The sequence below is a fragment of the Nocardia wallacei genome (assembly GCF_029869545.1).
GTDB lineage: Bacteria > Actinomycetota > Actinomycetes > Mycobacteriales > Mycobacteriaceae > Nocardia > Nocardia wallacei_A.
Genome location: NZ_JARWQD010000109.1, coordinates 49,642 through 66,821, shown reverse-complemented (window position 1 = coordinate 66,821; position 17,180 = coordinate 49,642). Strand labels below are relative to the sequence as shown.

The 17,180-nt window shown below is 68.8% G+C and carries 17 protein-coding genes; 10 read left to right on the top strand and 7 right to left on the bottom strand.

Features of this window, described 5'->3' with window-relative positions; genetic code table 11:
* Positions 1 to 125: 125 nt before the first annotated feature.
* Positions 126 to 1,952 carry a 2-isopropylmalate synthase gene (leuA, locus tag QH290_RS08105; protein WP_280263074.1) on the bottom strand — a complete coding sequence of 609 codons (1,827 nt, stop codon included), beginning with the start codon at positions 1,950 to 1,952 and terminating at the stop codon, positions 126 to 128.
* A 318-nt stretch (positions 1,953 to 2,270) separates the two neighbouring features.
* On the opposite strand from leuA, the gene QH290_RS08100 reads away from it, so the two are divergent.
* On the top strand, positions 2,271 to 3,035 hold the full coding sequence (locus QH290_RS08100; RefSeq protein WP_280382432.1) for a sulfite exporter TauE/SafE family protein: 765 nt from the start codon (positions 2,271 to 2,273) through the stop codon (positions 3,033 to 3,035).
* Positions 3,036 to 3,042: 7 nt separating this feature from the next.
* On the opposite strand, the gene QH290_RS08095 is transcribed toward QH290_RS08100, so the two are convergent.
* Positions 3,043 to 4,167 carry a PLP-dependent cysteine synthase family protein gene (locus QH290_RS08095; protein WP_280263069.1) on the bottom strand — a complete coding sequence of 375 codons (1,125 nt, stop codon included), beginning with the start codon at positions 4,165 to 4,167 and terminating at the stop codon, positions 3,043 to 3,045.
* A 190-nt stretch (positions 4,168 to 4,357) separates the two neighbouring features.
* Between QH290_RS08095 and QH290_RS08090 the strand changes: the two genes are divergently transcribed.
* Both QH290_RS08090 and QH290_RS08085 read left to right on the top strand, forming a co-directional pair.
* Positions 4,358 to 4,576 carry a hypothetical protein gene (locus tag QH290_RS08090; RefSeq protein ID WP_425301565.1) on the top strand — a complete coding sequence of 73 codons (219 nt, stop codon included), beginning with the start codon at positions 4,358 to 4,360 and terminating at the stop codon, positions 4,574 to 4,576.
* Positions 4,573 to 5,217: a hypothetical protein gene (locus QH290_RS08085; protein WP_280263068.1), complete on the top strand. Its 645-nt coding sequence runs from the start codon at positions 4,573 to 4,575 to the stop codon at positions 5,215 to 5,217. Before QH290_RS08090 ends, QH290_RS08085 begins: the two co-directional genes overlap by 4 nt.
* A 1-nt stretch (position 5,218) precedes the next feature.
* Here the strand turns inward: QH290_RS08085 and QH290_RS08080 are convergent, their stop codons facing one another.
* Genes QH290_RS08080 through QH290_RS08070 form a run of 3 tightly spaced genes read right to left on the bottom strand, consistent with a single transcriptional unit; the run spans position 5,219 to position 6,822 of the window.
* Positions 5,219 to 5,839, bottom strand: a complete 621-nt coding sequence (locus QH290_RS08080) for a LysE family translocator (protein ID WP_280382431.1) — start codon at positions 5,837 to 5,839, stop codon at positions 5,219 to 5,221.
* Positions 5,840 to 5,870: 31 nt separating this feature from the next.
* Positions 5,871 to 6,479: a recombination mediator RecR gene (gene recR / locus QH290_RS08075; RefSeq protein WP_280263064.1), complete on the bottom strand. Its 609-nt coding sequence runs from the start codon at positions 6,477 to 6,479 to the stop codon at positions 5,871 to 5,873.
* Positions 6,480 to 6,492: 13 nt separating this feature from the next.
* The gene (locus QH290_RS08070; protein WP_280263078.1) at positions 6,493 to 6,822 is read right to left on the bottom strand and encodes a YbaB/EbfC family nucleoid-associated protein; all 330 of its coding nucleotides are present in this window, start codon (positions 6,820 to 6,822) and stop codon (positions 6,493 to 6,495) included.
* Between the two features lie 138 nt (positions 6,823 to 6,960).
* Here QH290_RS08070 and QH290_RS08065 point away from each other — a divergent pair, with 138 nt between their 5' ends.
* The 3 genes from QH290_RS08065 to QH290_RS08055 are packed head-to-tail and all read left to right on the top strand — an operon-like array spanning position 6,961 to position 8,757.
* A complete protein-coding gene (locus tag QH290_RS08065; protein ID WP_425303568.1) occupies positions 6,961 to 7,530 on the top strand; it encodes a hypothetical protein in 570 nt (189 codons plus the stop codon).
* Between the two features lie 44 nt (positions 7,531 to 7,574).
* Positions 7,575 to 8,396, top strand: a complete 822-nt coding sequence (locus QH290_RS08060; RefSeq protein WP_280263060.1) for a MerR family transcriptional regulator — start codon at positions 7,575 to 7,577, stop codon at positions 8,394 to 8,396.
* Positions 8,397 to 8,409: 13 nt separating this feature from the next.
* Positions 8,410 to 8,757 (top strand): VOC family protein, encoded by a 348-nt coding sequence (locus tag QH290_RS08055; RefSeq protein ID WP_280263058.1) that lies wholly within the window; start codon positions 8,410 to 8,412, stop codon positions 8,755 to 8,757.
* Here QH290_RS08055 and QH290_RS08050 read toward each other — a convergent pair.
* On the bottom strand, positions 8,754 to 9,188 hold the full coding sequence (locus QH290_RS08050) for an SRPBCC family protein (RefSeq protein ID WP_280263057.1): 435 nt from the start codon (positions 9,186 to 9,188) through the stop codon (positions 8,754 to 8,756). The two genes, QH290_RS08055 and QH290_RS08050, sit on opposite strands and share 4 nt — an antisense overlap.
* A 114-nt stretch (positions 9,189 to 9,302) precedes the next feature.
* On the opposite strand from QH290_RS08050, the gene QH290_RS08045 reads away from it, so the two are divergent.
* The 4 genes from QH290_RS08045 (at position 9,303) to QH290_RS08030 (ending at position 13,554) form a co-directional block, all read left to right on the top strand.
* A complete protein-coding gene (locus QH290_RS08045; protein ID WP_280382429.1) occupies positions 9,303 to 9,986 on the top strand; it encodes a hypothetical protein in 684 nt (227 codons plus the stop codon).
* Positions 9,987 to 10,166: 180 nt separating this feature from the next.
* On the top strand, positions 10,167 to 10,652 hold the full coding sequence (locus QH290_RS08040) for a GNAT family N-acetyltransferase (protein ID WP_280382428.1): 486 nt from the start codon (positions 10,167 to 10,169) through the stop codon (positions 10,650 to 10,652).
* A gap of 155 nt (positions 10,653 to 10,807) precedes the next feature.
* Positions 10,808 to 12,241, top strand: coding sequence for an FAD-binding oxidoreductase (locus tag QH290_RS08035; RefSeq protein WP_280263076.1), 1,434 nt, complete (start codon positions 10,808 to 10,810; stop codon positions 12,239 to 12,241).
* Entirely contained in the window at positions 12,238 to 13,554 is a 1,317-nt protein-coding gene (locus tag QH290_RS08030; protein ID WP_280263052.1) for a class I SAM-dependent methyltransferase, read from the top strand. Before QH290_RS08035 ends, QH290_RS08030 begins: the two co-directional genes overlap by 4 nt.
* Here the strand turns inward: QH290_RS08030 and QH290_RS08025 are convergent.
* Entirely contained in the window at positions 13,551 to 17,168 is a 3,618-nt protein-coding gene (locus QH290_RS08025) for a serine/threonine-protein kinase (protein WP_280382427.1), read from the bottom strand. The two genes, QH290_RS08030 and QH290_RS08025, sit on opposite strands and share 4 nt — an antisense overlap.
* Positions 17,169 to 17,180 lie beyond the last annotated feature (12 nt).

The window sequence follows — 17,180 nt, the reverse complement described above, 5'->3', positions numbered from 1 at the left end:
CCCCAAATCTCGCAGGGTGTGTTGGTGGCCGGTCCCGCGGGGCCGCGGGCGTTCCTGGGTTTTTTTGTTTTTATATAAATTGTTTTAAAACCCCACCCTTCCCAGGTCCGGAGGGCTTGCCGTAATCAGCGGCTGTAGTGGGCCCGGTTGACCGCGGAGACGACCGCGCGCAGCGACGCGGTGGTGATGGAGGTGGCGATGCCGACACCCCACGACACCTTGTCGCCCACGGCACATTCGACGTACGCCGCCGCCTGGGCGTCGTCGCCCGCGGACATGGCGTGCTCGGAGTAGTCCAGCACCCGCACGTCGTAGCCGATGGTCGACAGCGCGTCGACGAACGCGGCGAGCGGGCCGTTGCCCTCACCGGAGATCTCCTGCTCGGCGCCGTCCACCTTGACCACGGCGTCGATGTGGTCGGTCCCGCCGTCGGTTTCGGAGGCGGTCACCTTCTGCCGCATGCGCTCCAGCGGCACGATCGGGTTCAGGTACTCCTCGGCGAAGACGTCCCACATCTCCTTGGGCGTGACCTCGCCGCCCTCGCCGTCGGTGATCTTCTGGATCGCCTGGGAGAACTCGATCTGCAGCCGCCGCGGCAGCGCCAGGCCGTGATCGGTCTTCATGATGTAGGCCACGCCGCCCTTGCCGGACTGCGAGTTCACCCGGATGACGGCCTCGTAGGTGCGGCCCACGTCCTTGGGGTCGATGGGCAGGTACGGCACCTCCCAGGTGATGTCGTCGACATCGGAATCGGCGGCGTCGGCGGCCACCTTCATGGCGTCCAGGCCCTTGTTGATCGCGTCCTGGTGGCTGCCGGAGAACGCGGTGTAGACCAGGTCGCCGCCGTAGGGGTGGCGCTCGTGCACGGGCAGCTGGTTGCAGTATTCGACGGTGCGGCGGATCTCGTCGATGTCGGAGAAGTCGATCTGCGGATCCACGCCGCGGGAGAACAGGTTCATGCCCAGCGTGACCAGGCAGACGTTGCCGGTGCGCTCGCCGTTGCCGAACAGGCAGCCCTCGATGCGGTCGGCGCCCGCCTGATAGCCCAGCTCGGCGGCGGCCACGGCCGTGCCGCGGTCGTTGTGCGGGTGCAGCGACAGCACGATCGAATCGCGGCGGGCCAGGTTGCGGCTCATCCACTCGATCGAGTCGGCGTAGACGTTCGGGGTCGCCATCTCGACGGTCGCGGGCAGGTTGATGATCATCGGCTTGTCGGGGGTCGGTGCGATGATCGCGGAGACGGCGTCACAGACGTCGCGCGCGTACTCCAGCTCGGTGCCCGTGTAGGACTCCGGGCTGTACTCGTAGCGCCAGTTGGTGTCCGGGTACTGCTTTTCGATCTGCAGGCACAGCGTCGCCGCATCGGTGGCGATCTTCTTCACGGCCTCGCGATCGGCGCGGAACACCACCCTGCGCTGCAGGATGGAGGTCGAGTTGTAGAAGTGGACGATCACGTTGGGCGCGCCCTGGCAGGCCAGGAAGGTGCGCTCGATCAGCTCCGGGCGGCACTGGGTCAGCACCTGAATGGTGACGTCGTCGGGTACCGCGCCGTCCTCGATGATCTCGCGGACGAAGTCGAAGTCGGTCTGGCTGGCCGACGGGAACCCGACCTCGATCTCCTTGTAGCCCATCCGCACCAGCAGGTCGAACATGCGGCGCTTGCGGGCCGGGCTCATCGGGTCGATCAGGGCCTGGTTGCCGTCGCGCAGGTCCACGGCGCACCACGCCGGGGCGCGGTCGACGACCTTGTCCGGCCAGGTGCGCTGGAACGGCTGCAGGGCGGCATCCGACGCCGGGCTCGCACCCGGCACCTCGTCGGTGAAGGGCCGATACCGGAACGTCGGCATCGAGGAGTTCTTCTGCTTGTTCCACGCGGGCTGGTCGGCCGGCGCGGGCTTGGACGGCGCGGTGATGGTGCGCGATCCGGAAACGAAGGCGTCAGCGGGTGACATGCGATTCTCCGAGAGTGTGGGTTTGGTGTGTCCCAAGTATTTGGGTCGACCGGCACAGCTGAACCCCGCGACGGGAGCCGGTCCGTATCAGACCCCGTCGCGGCGGCCGAGAAGGAGTGCCCGCTGCATGATGAGCGCGAGTTTACAGGTGCGCGATCCGTGCGTAAAAGACCGGCCCCCGCGGAGCGTCTGCGCACCCCGGTAGTGGGCCGCGAAGCGATAGCCAAGTAACTTCGCCCCGGATGGTTTTCGGCGCGTCTCGGTTTTCGAGGGTCGCGCCGAAACCATCCGGAGCGAAGCGGAGGCCAAGAACTGAGCATGACCTTGCTGGACCAGCTGGCCGTCTTCGGGGCCGGTATCGCGGCCGGATGCATCAACACGATCGTCGGTTCGGGAACACTGATCACCTTCCCCGTCCTGCTGGCGCTGGGTTATCCACCGGTGACGGCCAATGTCTCGAACACGATCGGCCTGGTGCCGGGCGGGCTCAGCGGCGTGCTCGGGTACCGGCGCGAACTCGTGGGACAGCGGGCCCGGCTGCTCCGCCTGGGCGCGGCGTCGCTGCTGGGCGGCGCGGCGGGGGCGATTCTGCTGCTGAAACTCCCCGCCGAGGCGTTCAAGGCGATCGTGCCGGTGCTGATCGTCGCCGCGCTGGTGCTGGTGGTGGTGCAGCCGCGGCTGTCGAGGTGGGTGCAGCGGCGCCGCGAGGCCGACGGCTCCGCGCCCGCGCACGGCGGGCTGCTGCTGTGGCTGGCGGTGCTGGGGACCGGTGTCTACGGCGGCTACTTCGGCGCGGCGCAGGGCGTGCTGCTGATCGGGCTGCTCGGGGTGTTCGTGCACGACGAACTGCAGCGCCTCAATGCCGTGAAGAACTTCCTGGCGCTGCTGGTGAACGCGCTCTCGGCGCTGATCTTCGTCTTCGTCGCCGAGGTGGCGTGGCAGGTCGTCGCGCTGATCGCGGTGGGCTCGATCATCGGCGGACAGCTGGGGGCGACGGTGGGGCGTCGCATGCCACCGACCGTGCTGCGCGGGGTGATCGTGGTGGTCGGCATCATCGCGGTGGTGCGCCTGCTGACCACGTAGCGGGTTCCTACAGGCTGCCGGTTTCGAGGAACGACCGCAGCCGCGCGCGCCACGGCTCGATGTCGATCCCTTGGGCCGCGAGCCAATCCGACGAGTAGTACTTGTCGATGTAGCGGTCGCCCGGATCGCAGAGCAGGCCGACGACGCTGCCCTGCCGACCCTCGCGCGCCATCTCGGACATCAGGTGGAACGCCGCCCACAGCCCCGTGCCGGTGGACGCGCCCGCCTTGCGGCCGATCAGCTCCTCCAGCACCTGGATCGCGGCGATGGCGGCGGCGTCGGGAACGTGGATCATCCGATCGATCGCCGGGGCGACGAAGCTGGGCTCGACCCGCTGGCGCCCGATTCCCTCTATGCGCGAGCAGGTTTCGGTGGTGACACCGGGGTCCGCGTCCCGCCAGCCGGGGAAGAACGCCGAGTTGTCCGGATCCGCCACGCAGATGCCCGTCGCGCGGCCGGTGTAGCGCACGTAGCGGGCGATCGTCGCCGAGGTGCCGCCGGTGCCTGCGGTCGCCACGATCCACGCCGGTTCGGGGTGCGGTTCCTCGGCGAGCTGGTCGAAGATCGACTCGGCGATGTTGTTGTTGCCGCGCCAGTCGGTGGCGCGCTCGGCGAAGGTGAACTGGTCCATGTAGTGGCCGCCGGTCTCGCGGGCCAGCCGCGCGGCGACCTCGTAGACCTCGTTCGCATCGTCCACGAAATGGCATCGGCCACCGTGGAATTCGATGAGCCGCACCTTCTCCCGGCTGGTGGCGCGGGACATCACCGCGATGAACGGCACGCCGATCAGCCGGGCGAAGTAGGCCTCGGAGACCGCGGTCGAACCGCTGGACGCCTCGATCACCGGGCGGTCGGGCCGGATCCAGCCGCTGCACAGCGAGTGCAGGAACAGCGAGCGCGCCAGCCGATGCTTCAGCGAGCCGGTGGGATGCGTCGACTCGTCCTTCAGGTACAGATCCACCCCGGGCAGCGCGGCCACCGGAACCCGCAGCAGGTGGGTGTCGGAGGAGCGGCGCATATCCGCCCGCACCTTGGCGACCGCCTCGGCCAGCCAGCGCCGGTGTTGCGGGTCGTAGCGGTTGATGTCGACCGTGTCCGGCTCCGCGCCGGTGGGTGTGACGGCGGCTGTCATGCGCTCTCCTCGCCCTCGAGCCCGTTGAGGTAGATGTCGATGGTTTTCACTGCAGCGTATGCCGGTTGCGGAGGGGTTGCCACATCCCGGACCGCGCTCGGACAACCGCGGACGACACGCTGTCGGTGCCGCGATCCTGTCGCACCGCGGTGGTACACCGATAGTGCGGACGGTCTCATAGGAGGTCTTCATGCACATGCGGGTCTGCCTGTCCTGCGATACGGCGCTCGACCACTGCCACGGCACGCTCGTCGTGCACGGCGACAGGTCGGTGGAGTGCACCGATGCGGGCTGCTACGACACCGACCACTCCCGGCACGCCTTCGTCGTCGACTGTTTCGACGTGGCCGGAGGCTGCGGCTGCGCGGTCACCGAGACCTGCACCGGGCCACGTAGCCTGGCCGGGTGAGCTACGACCACGTACTGCTGCCGTCGGGTGCCGCCGCGACCCCCGACGAGGTGGACGCGTACCTGACCGCCCAGCGCGGGCTGCCGGAGGCCGAGGCGGTGGCGCAGATGGCGGCCGAGCTGAACCGGCGCAACGACGAACTGCCCGAGCGCGACGGCTTCCTGGCGAACGCGCCGGTCGGTGGCGTGGAAACCGGTGCGGCGCTGTATGTTTCGAGCCCGTACGACGCGATCGGCCATCTGCGCGGGCTGCTGTTCGACCTCGCCACGCCGCGCGGCTACGCCGTCTACGATCCGCAGCTCACCTGGCTGATCGACCCGTCCGGTCTCGTCCCGGTGACCGTGACGCACGGCGGCGCGGGCGAATTCCCGTATCTCACCAGGGTCCTGGCCTACGAGTGGATCCCGGCCCTGGCCGATCCCAATCCCTACCTGATCGTCGAGCGCGCGCCCCACGACTACATCCAGACCTTCCGCGACGGCACCGGCACCTACACCCTCGAGTACCGCGACGGCTCGCCCGAGCGGCATTTCGGCACCACGCTCACCGACCCGGTCCGGGTGGCCGACCTGATCTGGGACTGGACCGTCGGCGACCGCACCCGGCTCGACGCCCTCGACTGGCAGCCGGTCGACCTCTGAACTACTGGTTCTGCAGGGCCAGGCGGCCCGCGAGGGCCAGGAACGACGCGCCGAACACGCGCCGCAGCCAGGTGGTGATGGCGGGGCGGTCGATGACGTGGGTGCGCACCGCGGCGGCGAAGGCGCCGTAGGCGGCGAACACCACGAACGTGGCGAGCATGAAGACGCCGCTGAGTTCGAGCATGCGGGGCAGCGCGTGCGCCTCCTGCGGGCTGACGAACTGCGGCAGGAATGCGAAGAAGAAGATGGTCAGCTTGGGATTGAGCAGATTCAGCAGCACCGCCGAGACGATCACCCGCAGCGCCGAGGGCGGCGGGCCGGACTGCCCCCGCTCATCGATCGCGAGCGTGCCCTTGTCCCGGAACGTGCTCCAGGCCATGTACAGCAGGTAGGCGACGCCCAGATACTTCAACGTCTGGAACGCGATCGCGCTGGTGTTCAACAGCGCCGCCAGGCCGGTGATCGCGGCGACCATATGCGGCACGATGCCGAGCGTGCACCCGAACGCGGCGATCATGCTCGCCCGAGTCCCCCGGCTCAACCCCGCCGCCAGCGTGTACAGCGCACCGGTCCCCGGCGTCACGACGATAACCAGGGTTGTCAGCAAGAACTCCGGACTCACCCCAGCGACAGTAACCGGAGACCATCCGCAATCACAGGGCGCGGCGCCCCGACAGGGCCCGGCCCAGGGTCAATTCGTCGGCGAATTCCAGATCGCCGCCCATCGGGAGGCCCGAGGCGAGGCGGGTGACGGTGAGGCCGGGGAAATCGCGGAGCATGCGGACCAGGTAGGTGGCCGTCGCCTCGCCCTCGGTATTCGGGTCGGTCGCGATGATCACCTCGGTGACATCGACGCCGTCCTCCTGATTTCCGATGCGCGCCAGCAGGTCTCGGATGCGCAGCTGATCGGGGCCGACGCCCGACAGCGGGTCCAGGGCGCCGCCGAGGACGTGGTAGCGGCCGCGGAACTCGCGGGTGCGCTCGACCGCCTGCACATCCTTGGGCTCCTCGACCACGCAGATCAGGGTGCGGTCGCGCCGCGGATCGGCACAGATGCGGCACAGCTCGCCGTCGGAGACCGTGCCGCACACCGCGCAGAACCGCACGCCGTCGCGCACCTTCTGCAGCACGGCCTGCAGCCGGTCGATCTCCGGCGGCTCCACCGACAGCAGGTGAAAGGCGATGCGCTGCGCGCTCTTCGGACCGACGCCGGGCAGCTTGCCCAGCTCGTCGATCAGATCCTGAACCGGCCCCTCGTACAATGTCTACTGCCCGCTAGAACGGCAGGCCGGGCATGCCGCCGCCACCGGCCAGCGGACCCAGCTTCTCGGCGGCCAGCTGCTGGGCGTTGGACATCGCGTTGTTGACCGCGCCCACGACCAGATCCTGCAGGGTCTCGACGTCCTCGGGATCGACGACCTTGGGGTCGATCCGCAGCGACTGCACCTCACCGGTCGCCTTGATGGTCACCTGCACCAGGCCGCCCCCGGCCTCGCCTTCGACCTCGGCCTCCGCGATCTCGGCCTGTGCGGCCATCACGGCCTCCTGCATCTGCTGGGCCTGCGCAAGCAGTGCCTGCATGTCGACCTGTCCACCGGGCTCCACGGGCTGTCCTCTCTGCGGGAAGTGGTTGCGCTCCAGCGTAGTCACGGTTGGGTCTACTCCCCTATCCACCCGGCGATAGCGATCTACGATCGAAGACGGGTCGGGTCACTGGTGGAGGCAGCAATGCGTGTAGACCGTGTGAATTTGGGTAGATCCGTCGCGCGTTCGGTCGTGCCCGCGTGCCTGGCGGCGATGCTCGCCGTGGTCCCGGCCGCGGTCCTGGCACCCGCCGCACACGCGGATGCCGACTACGGCGGCGGCTGTGTGCTGTACGACAACGATCCGCGGGCGACCGTGACGGCGCTGCGTGACATCTGTTCCCCGGAGCAGCAGGACCGGATCTTCGTGGACTCGGCCCAGGGCGCAGTTCCCAGCGGCATCACCAACGGCTGGGTGGCGCGCCCGCCGGTCGTGGAGGCGATGGCGCCGCCGTTCTGGATCGGCAAGAACTTCTACACCGGCCCCGACGGCGGCCGGTTGATGAACCGCATCACCGGCGCCGGAATCGAGGGATTCCCCGCCAACGTCTACACCGCGCCGTCGCTGATCGATGGGCGACCGATGTGGGCGCTGGACTATCAGCCCTCGATCACCCCGCAGATCTGGGACGAGATCCGCGAGGTCACGCCGAACGTGTGGTTCGGCTACTCGTGGTGGCGCGGGGCGCTGCAGACGACCCCGCTGCTCACCTTCGTGCTCACCTACTGACCGATATTGACTCTCCACCCACTGGAGGGTGTTTGCTGTCGGGTATGACCGCGACAGTCTCCATCGGAGAATTTGCCCGGCTCACCTACCTGAGCGTGAAGACGCTGCGGTATTACCACGAGATCGAGCTGCTGGAACCCGCCACGGTCGACCCCGCCTCCGGGTATCGGCGCTACTCGACCGGGCAGGTCGCCGAGGCGCACCTCATCCGGCGCCTGCGCGACCTCAATATGCCGCTGCCGGAGATCCGCACGGTACTGGCCGCGCCGGATCAGGGCGCGCGCGACGAGGCGCTGCGCGCGCACCTGGAGCGCATGGAGGCCGAGCTGGCCCGCACCCGCGACGTGGTCGCCTCGCTGCGGGCGCTGCTGCTGCCGCGCGCGCCGATCGCGGTCGAATACCGTTCCGTCCCGGCATTTCCCGCGCTGTCGATGACCGATGTGGTGGCCACCGCGGGCATCGGCGACTGGTGCGGTGCCACCTTCGACCGGTTGTTCGGACTGCTGGATGCGGCCGGGGTGGCACCGGCGGGGATCAGCGGCGCCACCTACTCCCCGGAATTCTTCGAGGACGAGATCGGCCAGGTGGTCGCCTTCGTCCCCATCGCCGCCGCCGACCGCGGGCGGCTCGCCGGGGCGAAAGACGCTGCGGTGATCGAACTTCCGGCCCGGCGCTTCGCCGTCGCCGTGCACGCCGGGCCGTTCACCGATTTCGACCGCACCTACGGCGCGCTGGGCAGCCATGTCGCCGAGCACGACACCGCCCTGCACGAGCCCATCCGGGAGATGTACGTCGTCTGCCCGCACGACGTCGAGGACCCCGAAACCCTTCGCACCGAAGTCTGCTGGCCGATCGGCCGGCTCTGAAGAAAGGAATCCGATGCCGCCCAGGCTCGTGAACATCACCGTCGACTGCACCGACGCGGCCGCGCTGGCACAGTTCTACGCGAAACTGCTGGAGCAGCCGGTAGATCCGGACGCGAACGAGAACTTCGCGACGATCGGCCGCGAGACCATGTCGCCCACGCTGATGTTCCTGCGCGTCCCGGACAAGAATCCGGGCAAGAACATCGTCCACCTCGACCTGGCCGCGACCGACTGGCGCGACCAGATCGAGCGGGCGATCTCGTTGGGTGCCAAGCACATCGCCGATTTCGACGAGTACGGGATCACCTGGTCCACCCTCGCCGATCCGGAGGGCAACCTGTTCGATATCGCGAAGGGTTAGGAGAGTTCCTTCTTCAGGTTCTCCAGCACCTCGGCCTGAATCTTCTTCAGGCCCAAGGGCGCGAAGATGCCCTCGAAGAATCCGGCGACGCCGCCGGCACCCTTCCAGGTGGTGCGGATCGTGACCAGCGAACCGGTGCCCGACGGGGTCACCGTCCACGACGTCACCAGCGTCGAGTTCGAATCCCGCTCGGTCACCATGGAATCCGATACCGACACCACCGCGTGCACGTTGCGCGACCGCTTCTCGGTGGCCTGCAGCGTCCACTCGGCGACGGTGCCCGCGCCCTTGCCGCCCTCGAGCACCTTGTAGTCGTGATAGTGCCCGGAGAGGATGCGGGGGCGCACCGTCTCGTAGTCGGCGATCGCCTCGAGCGTGCGCTGCGGATCGGCCGGAACGACGATCGAACTGGAGGCGCTGACCTGTCCCACTGTGAACTCCTTGTTTGAGTCGGCGGTGTGCACGATGACTGCCGCCGGGCTATGCTACGCCGCGGTCCGGGGGAGCCGGACCGTCAGCATTGCCGGAATCACCGAGGGGGGTTCGTGTCCAACGTCGTACATCGCATGCGCAGGGTCAAGGAGATCGTCACCTGGGCGTTGCTGGTGGTGTTCGGAATCGTCGCCCTGATCGCGGGCATCGTGATGCTGAACAGCCACGGCAAGGTCGACTGCGGCGGTAAGACGATGGACGCGGGCGACAAGTGCGTCACCACCGGCAAGCACGGCTCGACCACGCGCACCGCCGAGGAACAGCAGTCGAAGAACACCAAGACCGCCTGGGCGATGGTCGTGCTCGGCCCGCTGTTCAGCGCGGGCGGGGTGTTCATGCTGCGCAGCGAACTTCGCAAGTCGAAGGGTTCGGCGGGTGGCGGAATGCAGCCGCCGCCGAACGATCCACAGGCCCCGCAGGCCGCCCATCCCCAGTGGCCCGCACCCGCCGGTCATGGTGCGGCGCAACCGTATCCGGGCCATCCCCAGCCGGGCCCGTCCCCCACCGGCCAGCCGCACGGCGCCGGGCACTACCCCCAGCAGCCTCCGGTACCGGCGAACTATGCTGCGCCCCAACAACACCCGGCACAGCCCGGCGGCTACGCTCCCATGCCGCAGTACGCCGCCCCCGGCTACGGCCCGCCCCCGGGTTATCCCCAGGGCCCACCCCCGGGCTATCCCCAGCACCCGGGCTACCCACAACAGGGCCCCCACAACCCGTATCCACCCCAGCGCTAGGGGATCCCGGCGAAAAGCATGCCGGGAAAGAGAGATCCGGCATGCCGGGAAAGAGAAGCAGCATGCCGGGCAAGAGAAGATAGGGAGCGCTGGCGGTCGCAGCGGTTCTGAGCGGAATCGTGTGGGAGATCCGGAATCGCCATGTCCTCCTGGGCCTTCGCTCCGGAACCGGTTGGTTCGGTGGTTGCGGTTGCCCTGTGGCGGGCCTACTGCACCGAGGTCAGTGATCGCTGGTACCGGCTGCACGAGGCCAGGCCGACGCCACCGGTCGAACTCGAGCGGGCGATCGCCGCGGAGTCCGGCGCGCATCTCACCCCGACCCACGGGGTGCTGCTGGTCGCCCGGCGCGCGGGACAACCGGTCGGGACGGCGGGGATACACCTGGTCGACGCCACCACGGCGGAGCTGCAGCGGGTCTTCCTGCTGCCACCGGCCCGCGGCCTGGGCGGCGCGCCGCTGCTGGTCGCCCCGCCGAGGACGCCGCCCGCGCCCTGGGCGCCGATCGATACCCGCACGGATCTGGTGGAGGCCCGCGCCCTGTACACCCGGCTCGGCTATCACGAGACGGCGATTGCGGCCCGATCGGTGATTCGCATCCCAATCGGATCCGGTCCCACATGCCGACCGTCCCCGGCGCGGCCCGGGCACCCGAATCGACACTGTTAGACCCGCTAATTACCGTCTTGAGCTGCGCAGACGGCATAGAATCGGACATCCGGACGATTTCCCAACGCCATGCAACAGGTGCGTGAAAATTCGGACGGATAGGTACCCTCACAGTGGCCTCCCTTTTCGGGGAGAGATAGCGTCATGGGGTGGCAGTGAGTCTGTTGGGGAAGGCCGGCCGCGCACCGGCCGCACACGAATCAGGATTTGCCGCGCATCGGGCGGGGGTGGACCGGCTGCTGGCGAGTTACCGCGCCATCCCCCGGGACGCGAACGTCCGGCTCGCCAAGAAGACCTCGAACCTGTTCCGCGCCCGGGCCAAGAACCCCGCACCCGGCCTGGACGTCTCGGGCCTGACCCGGGTGATCGCGGTGGACCCGCAGGCCAAGACGGCCGACGTGGCCGGAATGACCACCTACGAGGACCTCGTCGCCGCGACGCTGCCCTACGGACTGGCCCCGCTGGTGGTCCCGCAGCTGAAGACGATCACGCTCGGCGGCGCGGTCACCGGCCTGGGCATCGAGTCGACCTCGTTCCGCAGCGGCCTGCCGCACGAATCGGTCCTGGAGCTCGACGTGCTGACCGGCGCGGGCGAGATCATCACCGCGACCCCCGAGCAGCACGCCGATCTGCTGCGGGGGTTCCCGAACTCCTATGGCACGCTCGGCTATTCGACCCGGCTGAAGATCGAGCTGGAGACCGTGCAGCCCTACGTGGCGCTGCGGCACGTGCGCTTCCACGATCTGCGCGAGCTGGAAGCGACGATGGCGCAGATCGTGCTCGACCGCGCCTACGACGGCGAGCGGGTCGACTACGTCGACGGCGTCGTGTTCACCGCCGACGAGAGCTACCTGGTGCTCGGCCGCCAGACCGACGAGCCCGGCCCGGTCAGCGACTACACCGGAATGGACATCTACTACCGCTCCATCCAGCACGACGGGAAACAGCCCAAGCGCGACCGCCTCACCATTCACGACTACCTGTGGCGCTGGGACACCGACTGGTTCTGGTGCTCGCGGGCGTTCGGCACCCAGAATCCGAAGATCCGCCGCTTCTGGCCGCGGCAGTACCGGCGGTCCAGCTTCTACTGGAAGCTGATCGCCCTGGACCACAAGTACGACATCGCCGACCGGCTCGAGGCCCGCAAGGGCAATCCGCCGCGCGAGCGCGTGGTGCAGGACATCGAGGTGCCGATCGAGCGCACCGCCGAATTCATGCAGTGGTTCCTCGACGAGATCCCGATCGAACCGGTGTGGCTGTGCCCGCTTCGGTTGCGTGACACCGGGCATACCGCGAGTGGGCGCCCGTGGACCCTGTATCCGCTGGAGCCCGAGCGCACCTACGTGAATATCGGCTTCTGGTCCTCGGTCCCGACGGTGCCCGGACAGCAAGAGGGCGCCGCCAACCGGGCCATCGAGCACAAGGTGTCCGAACTGGACGGTCACAAATCCCTGTACTCGGATGCCTACTACGACAAAGATGAGTTCGCCGAGTTGTACGGCGGCGATGTCTATCCCGAACTGAAGAAACACTACGACCCAGATCATCGTTTACTGGATTTGTATTCGAAGGCGGTGCAACGCAAGTGACCACGTTCAGAGACCGTTCCGACGTCTTCGCGGAGCTGGGAACCCGACTCACCATCGCCGAGATCTTCGAGACCCTGGTCGATGGCGAGGTACCGATCCGGTTCACGGCCTACGACGGATCGAGCTGCGGCCCCGAGGATTCGAAGTACCGCCTGGACATCCGCACTCCGCGCGGGATCAACTACATCGCCACCGCACCCGGCGATCTCGGCATGGCCCGCGCCTACATTTCGGGCGATATGCTCGCCGAGGGCGTCCACCCGGGCGACCCGTACGATTTCCTGCGCGCGATGAGCGACCTGAAGTTCCGGCGCCCGTCGGCGCTGGCGCTGGTCACCATCGCCCGCTCGCTGGGCTGGGACGCGCTCAAGCCGATCGCGCCGCCGCCGCAGGAGACGCTGCCGCGCTGGCGGCGCATCGCGCTGGAGGGCTTCCGGCACTCGAAACACCGTGACGCCGAGGCGATTCACCACCACTACGACGTCTCCAACGAGTTCTACGAGTACGTGCTCGGCCCGTCCATGACCTACACCTGCGCGGCGTACGGGGACGAGAACTGGACGCTGGAGCAGGCGCAGGAGAACAAGTACCGCCTGGTGTTCGACAAGCTGAACCTGAAGGCGGGCGACCGGCTGCTCGATATCGGCTGCGGCTGGGGCGGCATGGTGCGCTACGCGGCCAAGCGCGGGGTCAAGGTGATCGGCGCGACCCTGTCCAAGGAGCAGGCCGAGTGGGGGCAGAAGAAGATCGCCGAGGAGGGCCTGCAGGACCTCGCGGAGGTGCGCCACTCCGACTACCGGGACGTGCCCGAATCCGAATTCGACGCGGTGTCGTCCATCGGGCTCACCGAGCATATCGGCGTGCACAACTACCCGTCGTACTTCGGCTACATCCAGAGCAAGCTGCGCGACGGCGGCCTGTTCCTCAACCACTGCATCACCCGGCCCGACAACACCCGCACCACCAAGGCCGGTGACTTCATCGATCGCTACGTGTTCCCGGACGGCGAGCTGATCGGCTCCGGCCGCATCATCTCCGATATCCAGAACGTCGGCCTCGAGGTCGTGCACGAGGAGAACCTCCGCCCGCACTACGCCCTCACCCTGCGCGAATGGTGCAAGAACCTGGTCGCCAACTGGGACGCCTGCGTCGCCGAGGTGGGCGAGGGCACCGCCAAGGTCTGGGGCCTGTACATGGCGGGCTGCGTGCTCGGCTTCGAGCGCAACGTGGTGCAGCTGCACCAGGTGCTGGGTATGAAGCTGGGCCCGAACCAGACCTGGGATGTACCACTGCGCCCGTGGTGGAACGCCTAGAGGAGCGAGTCCAGGAACTTCTTCGGGATGTCCGGCATTTCGGAGTGTTCGGTGCCGAGCAGCATCTCGTTGCGCAGGGTCCGCAGGAGCGAGAGGACACCCGGCCCCGCGTCCAGTAACGGTCGTGGCCAGCCCAGTTCGGCGCAGCGGGCCACCGCCGGTGTGAGGGTGCCGATGGCCTCGCCGGTCCATCCCGCCGCCGACAGGCATTCGGTCAGCAGCAGCGCCGCGTCCAATTCCGCACGGGGGCGGTGCTGTTCGGCCATGCGACCGTACAGGGCGCGGGCCCGCTTCACCGCCGAATCGCTGGTGCCCAGCGGGGCGTCGTCGCCGTAGGCCTCGGCGCCGCCGCGGTAGTGGTGGGCCAGCAGGGCGCGAATCGTGGCGATCTCCTCGGCCTCCGCGGTGAGGGCGGCCGCGCCGGTGCTGTGGCGCATGGACCGGATCGCCGGGTCCGATACCAACGCCCCGCCCGCCTGGTCCCCGGGCAGATCCAGCCGCAGCCGTTCGGCGCGGATGTGCGCGGCCAGCCGGGTCAGCTTGCGGTCGGCGGCGATGCGCGCGCCCTCGTCGAGCCGGGCGGCGGCGGTCTCGATGTCCCCGCGCTCGGCCTTCACCCGCGCACCCACCACGAAGGTGGTGATCATGAAATCGACGGGCCCCACCCTGGCCACCAGCTGGTGACTCTGATCGAGCAGGCGTTCGGCCGCATCCAGATCGCCGCGCCGATAGGTGACCTCACCGAGCAGCGCCGCCGCCACCCGCACCGCGTGCGAGCGCGGGCCCGAGCGGTCCCGGGCGGTCTGCCAGGCCTGCTCGAAACACTGTGTGGCCGTGTCGATATCGAGTTGTTCGTAGGCGGCCGCGCCCTTGCCCAGCAGGCCGAAGACGGCACCCAGCGGATCCTTGGAGCGGGCGTGGTACTGCGCGGCCCAGTCCTGCATGCCGCGCGCACCCTCGAAATCGAAGTCGCACAGGCGCACGAACGACACCAGGTTGGCCGCGGTCGACACCGTCCACGGCGGCAGATCGTCGGCCAGTTGCAGGCAGTCCGAAACCTTCTCCAGCACACCGTCGGTGCGGTCGCGCGCTACCTGATCCGCGGCGGCCAGCACCGCCGCTTCGCAGCGCTGCCGCACCGTGTCGGCGTCGGTGGGCGACCTGCGCGCCAACATGCTCGACAACCGTCCCAGCGCCGTCCGCGCGGCACCGGACTGCTGCAGGTTGGTATTGGCGCGGGCCAGGGCCATCAGCAGCTTCGACCGCGAAGCCACCTGCTGCACAGGAAGTTTCGACACCGTCCCCAGCAACGTGGCCAGGCGCGAGGTGTCGATCAGGTCCATACCGCCGGTCTCGAGCAGGTCCAGCGCCAGCTTCATATCGGCGGCCGCCATCGCGTGCTCGACCGACTTGCGCACCAGCTGATGTTCGGCATACCAGCGCGAAGCCTTGCGGTGCAACGACTTCAGCTTGCCCGGGTGCACCCGCTCGAGCCGGGTGCGCAGCTGCTCGGCGAACAGCGGCTGGATCCGGAACCACTCCGGGTCCTGGTCGATGCGGCCGACGAACAGTTCCCGCTGCTCCGCCTGCTCGAGCAGTTCCTCCGCGTCCGGCTCACCGCTCAGCGCGGCGGCCAGCGAGCCACTGACCTTCTCGGTGACCGAGATCGACATGAGGAACTCGAGCATGCGCTCGTCGAGGGTGTCGAGCACGTTCTCCGACAGGTAGTCCCGGATCGCCTGGTTGCCCCCGGACAGGTGCGCGATGAGCTGCGCCGGATCGATCTCCCTCGACGCGCCACCCGTCTCCGCCGGTCGGCCGCCGCGCAGCGACAGGCTGACCAGCTGGATGGCCGCGGGCCACCCGTCGGCCGCGGTGTGGATCTGCTCGACCTGTTCGTCGGTGAGCGGAAAACCGTTGCGCTCCACCAGGATCTGCCTGGTCTCGGCGGGCGTCAGGCGCAGCTCGTTACAGCCGATCTCCACCAGCTCGTCGCGCACCCGCAATCGGCTCAGCGGCAGCCCCGTCTGCTCCCGCGTGGTGACCACGAACCGCAGATGGTGACAGGCGTTGTCCAGCAACGCATCCATGCACCGGTGCGCCCCGGGATCGGTGATGCGGTGCCAGTCCTCGATCACCACCACGACCGGGCGGCCACCGGTGTGGATCTCGTCGATCAGCGTCGAGATGGCGTAGGGCACCGCCTCGGCCGGTCGCTCCTCCAGCACCTGCTCGAGTCCGGCGCCGATCTCCGGGTACACCCGGCGGATCGCCTGCACGAGGTGGGCGAGGAACCACACCTCGTTGTCGTCGTCGTGATCGATACCGATCCAGGCCACCGCGGTCCCGCCGGTATTCAGCTCGGCTCGCCACTGGGCCGCGACGGTGCTCTTTCCGAATCCGGCCGGGCCGTGGATCACCGCCAACCGGCGCCGATCGGCCGACCGCAGGATGTCCAGCAGCCGCGGCCGCGCCACCGGCTCGCGCGCCGGTGTCGGCGGCCGGAATTTCGTTGCGGCCGTGGGCGGCAGCGTGACCGGACCGCCCGCGGGCGGCTGCCGCTCACCGGACGAGCCGGGCCGCCGTGTCGTCGCTCCCGGCGGGCCCGTCACCACCGAGCGCGAGCGCAGCGACGGATACGCCGGCGCGCCGCGGTCGAGGGGTTCGGCCGCGCCCGGCCCGGGATCCAGCAGCGCCATCTCGTCCGGCAGCTGCCCGTGCTCGCGCTGCACCGAGCGCAGCAGCTCCCCCAGCTCCAGCGCCGACACCGGCCGCTCGGACGGATCCGAGGACATGGCCCGCTCGATCACGCTCGCCACGCCCGGCGGAATGTCCTGCTCGCGCAGGTCCGGTATGGGCTGCGTGGTGATGCGCAGAAATTGCGCGACGATCTTCTCGCCGGATTGCCGCTCGAAGGCGGCGTGCCCGGTCAGCAGCGCGAACAGCGTGGAGCCCAGTCCGTAGACATCCGAGCGGACGGTGGGCTCCTCGCCCTTGAGCACCTCGGGGGCGGTGAACGCGGGCGAGCCGGTGATCATGCTCGTGGAGGTCCGGAATCCGCCCGGGATGCGGGCGATGCCGAAATCGGTCAGCTGCGGCTCGCCGTAGCGGCTCAGCAGCACATTCGCGGGTTTCACGTCGCGGTGCAGCACATGCACCCGGTGCGCGCTCTCGATCGCCCCGGCCAGCTTGACCCCGACCCGCAACGAGTCCGACCAGCTCAGCGGCCCGTGTTCGCGGACCAGATGCTCCAGCGACCCGTGCGTGGCGTACGGCATCACGAGGAAGGGCAAGCCACCGGCGGTCACGTCGACCTGCAGCACGTCGACGATGTTCGGATGGCCCGACAGCCGCCCCATCGCCTGCTCCTCGCGCAGGAACCGCTCGCGGCTCTCCTCGTCGATCTCCGAGGAGAGCACCTTCACCGCGACGGTGCGGTCCAGGGCGCGCTGGACACAGCGATAGACGACCCCGAAGCCGCCGCGGCCGACCTCCTCGGCGTCGAACAGCCCCATCGCCGCGAGCTCGTCGGCGATCCCGATCGGCGGGTAACGCTGGGTGTTCGATTCGGCGGGAGGGTCGGTGCTGCGGACCTTGCCCGTGTGTGGGTTCATTGGACCACCTCG

Excerpts from the sequence above, each read along its gene's own strand:
- leuA (WP_280263074.1), bottom strand. The coding sequence starts at position 1,952 with ATGTCACCCGCTGACGCCTTCGTTTCCGGATCGCGCACCATCACCGCG.
- QH290_RS08100 (WP_280382432.1), top strand. The coding sequence starts at position 2,271 with ATGACCTTGCTGGACCAGCTGGCCGTCTTCGGGGCCGGTATCGCGGCC.
- QH290_RS08095 (WP_280263069.1), bottom strand. The coding sequence starts at position 4,167 with ATGACAGCCGCCGTCACACCCACCGGCGCGGAGCCGGACACGGTCGAC.
- QH290_RS08090 (WP_425301565.1), top strand. The coding sequence starts at position 4,358 with ATGCACATGCGGGTCTGCCTGTCCTGCGATACGGCGCTCGACCACTGC.
- QH290_RS08060 (WP_280263060.1), top strand. The coding sequence starts at position 7,575 with ATGACCGCGACAGTCTCCATCGGAGAATTTGCCCGGCTCACCTACCTG.
- QH290_RS08055 (WP_280263058.1), top strand. The coding sequence starts at position 8,410 with ATGCCGCCCAGGCTCGTGAACATCACCGTCGACTGCACCGACGCGGCC.
- QH290_RS08025 (WP_280382427.1), bottom strand. The coding sequence starts at position 17,168 with ATGAACCCACACACGGGCAAGGTCCGCAGCACCGACCCTCCCGCCGAA.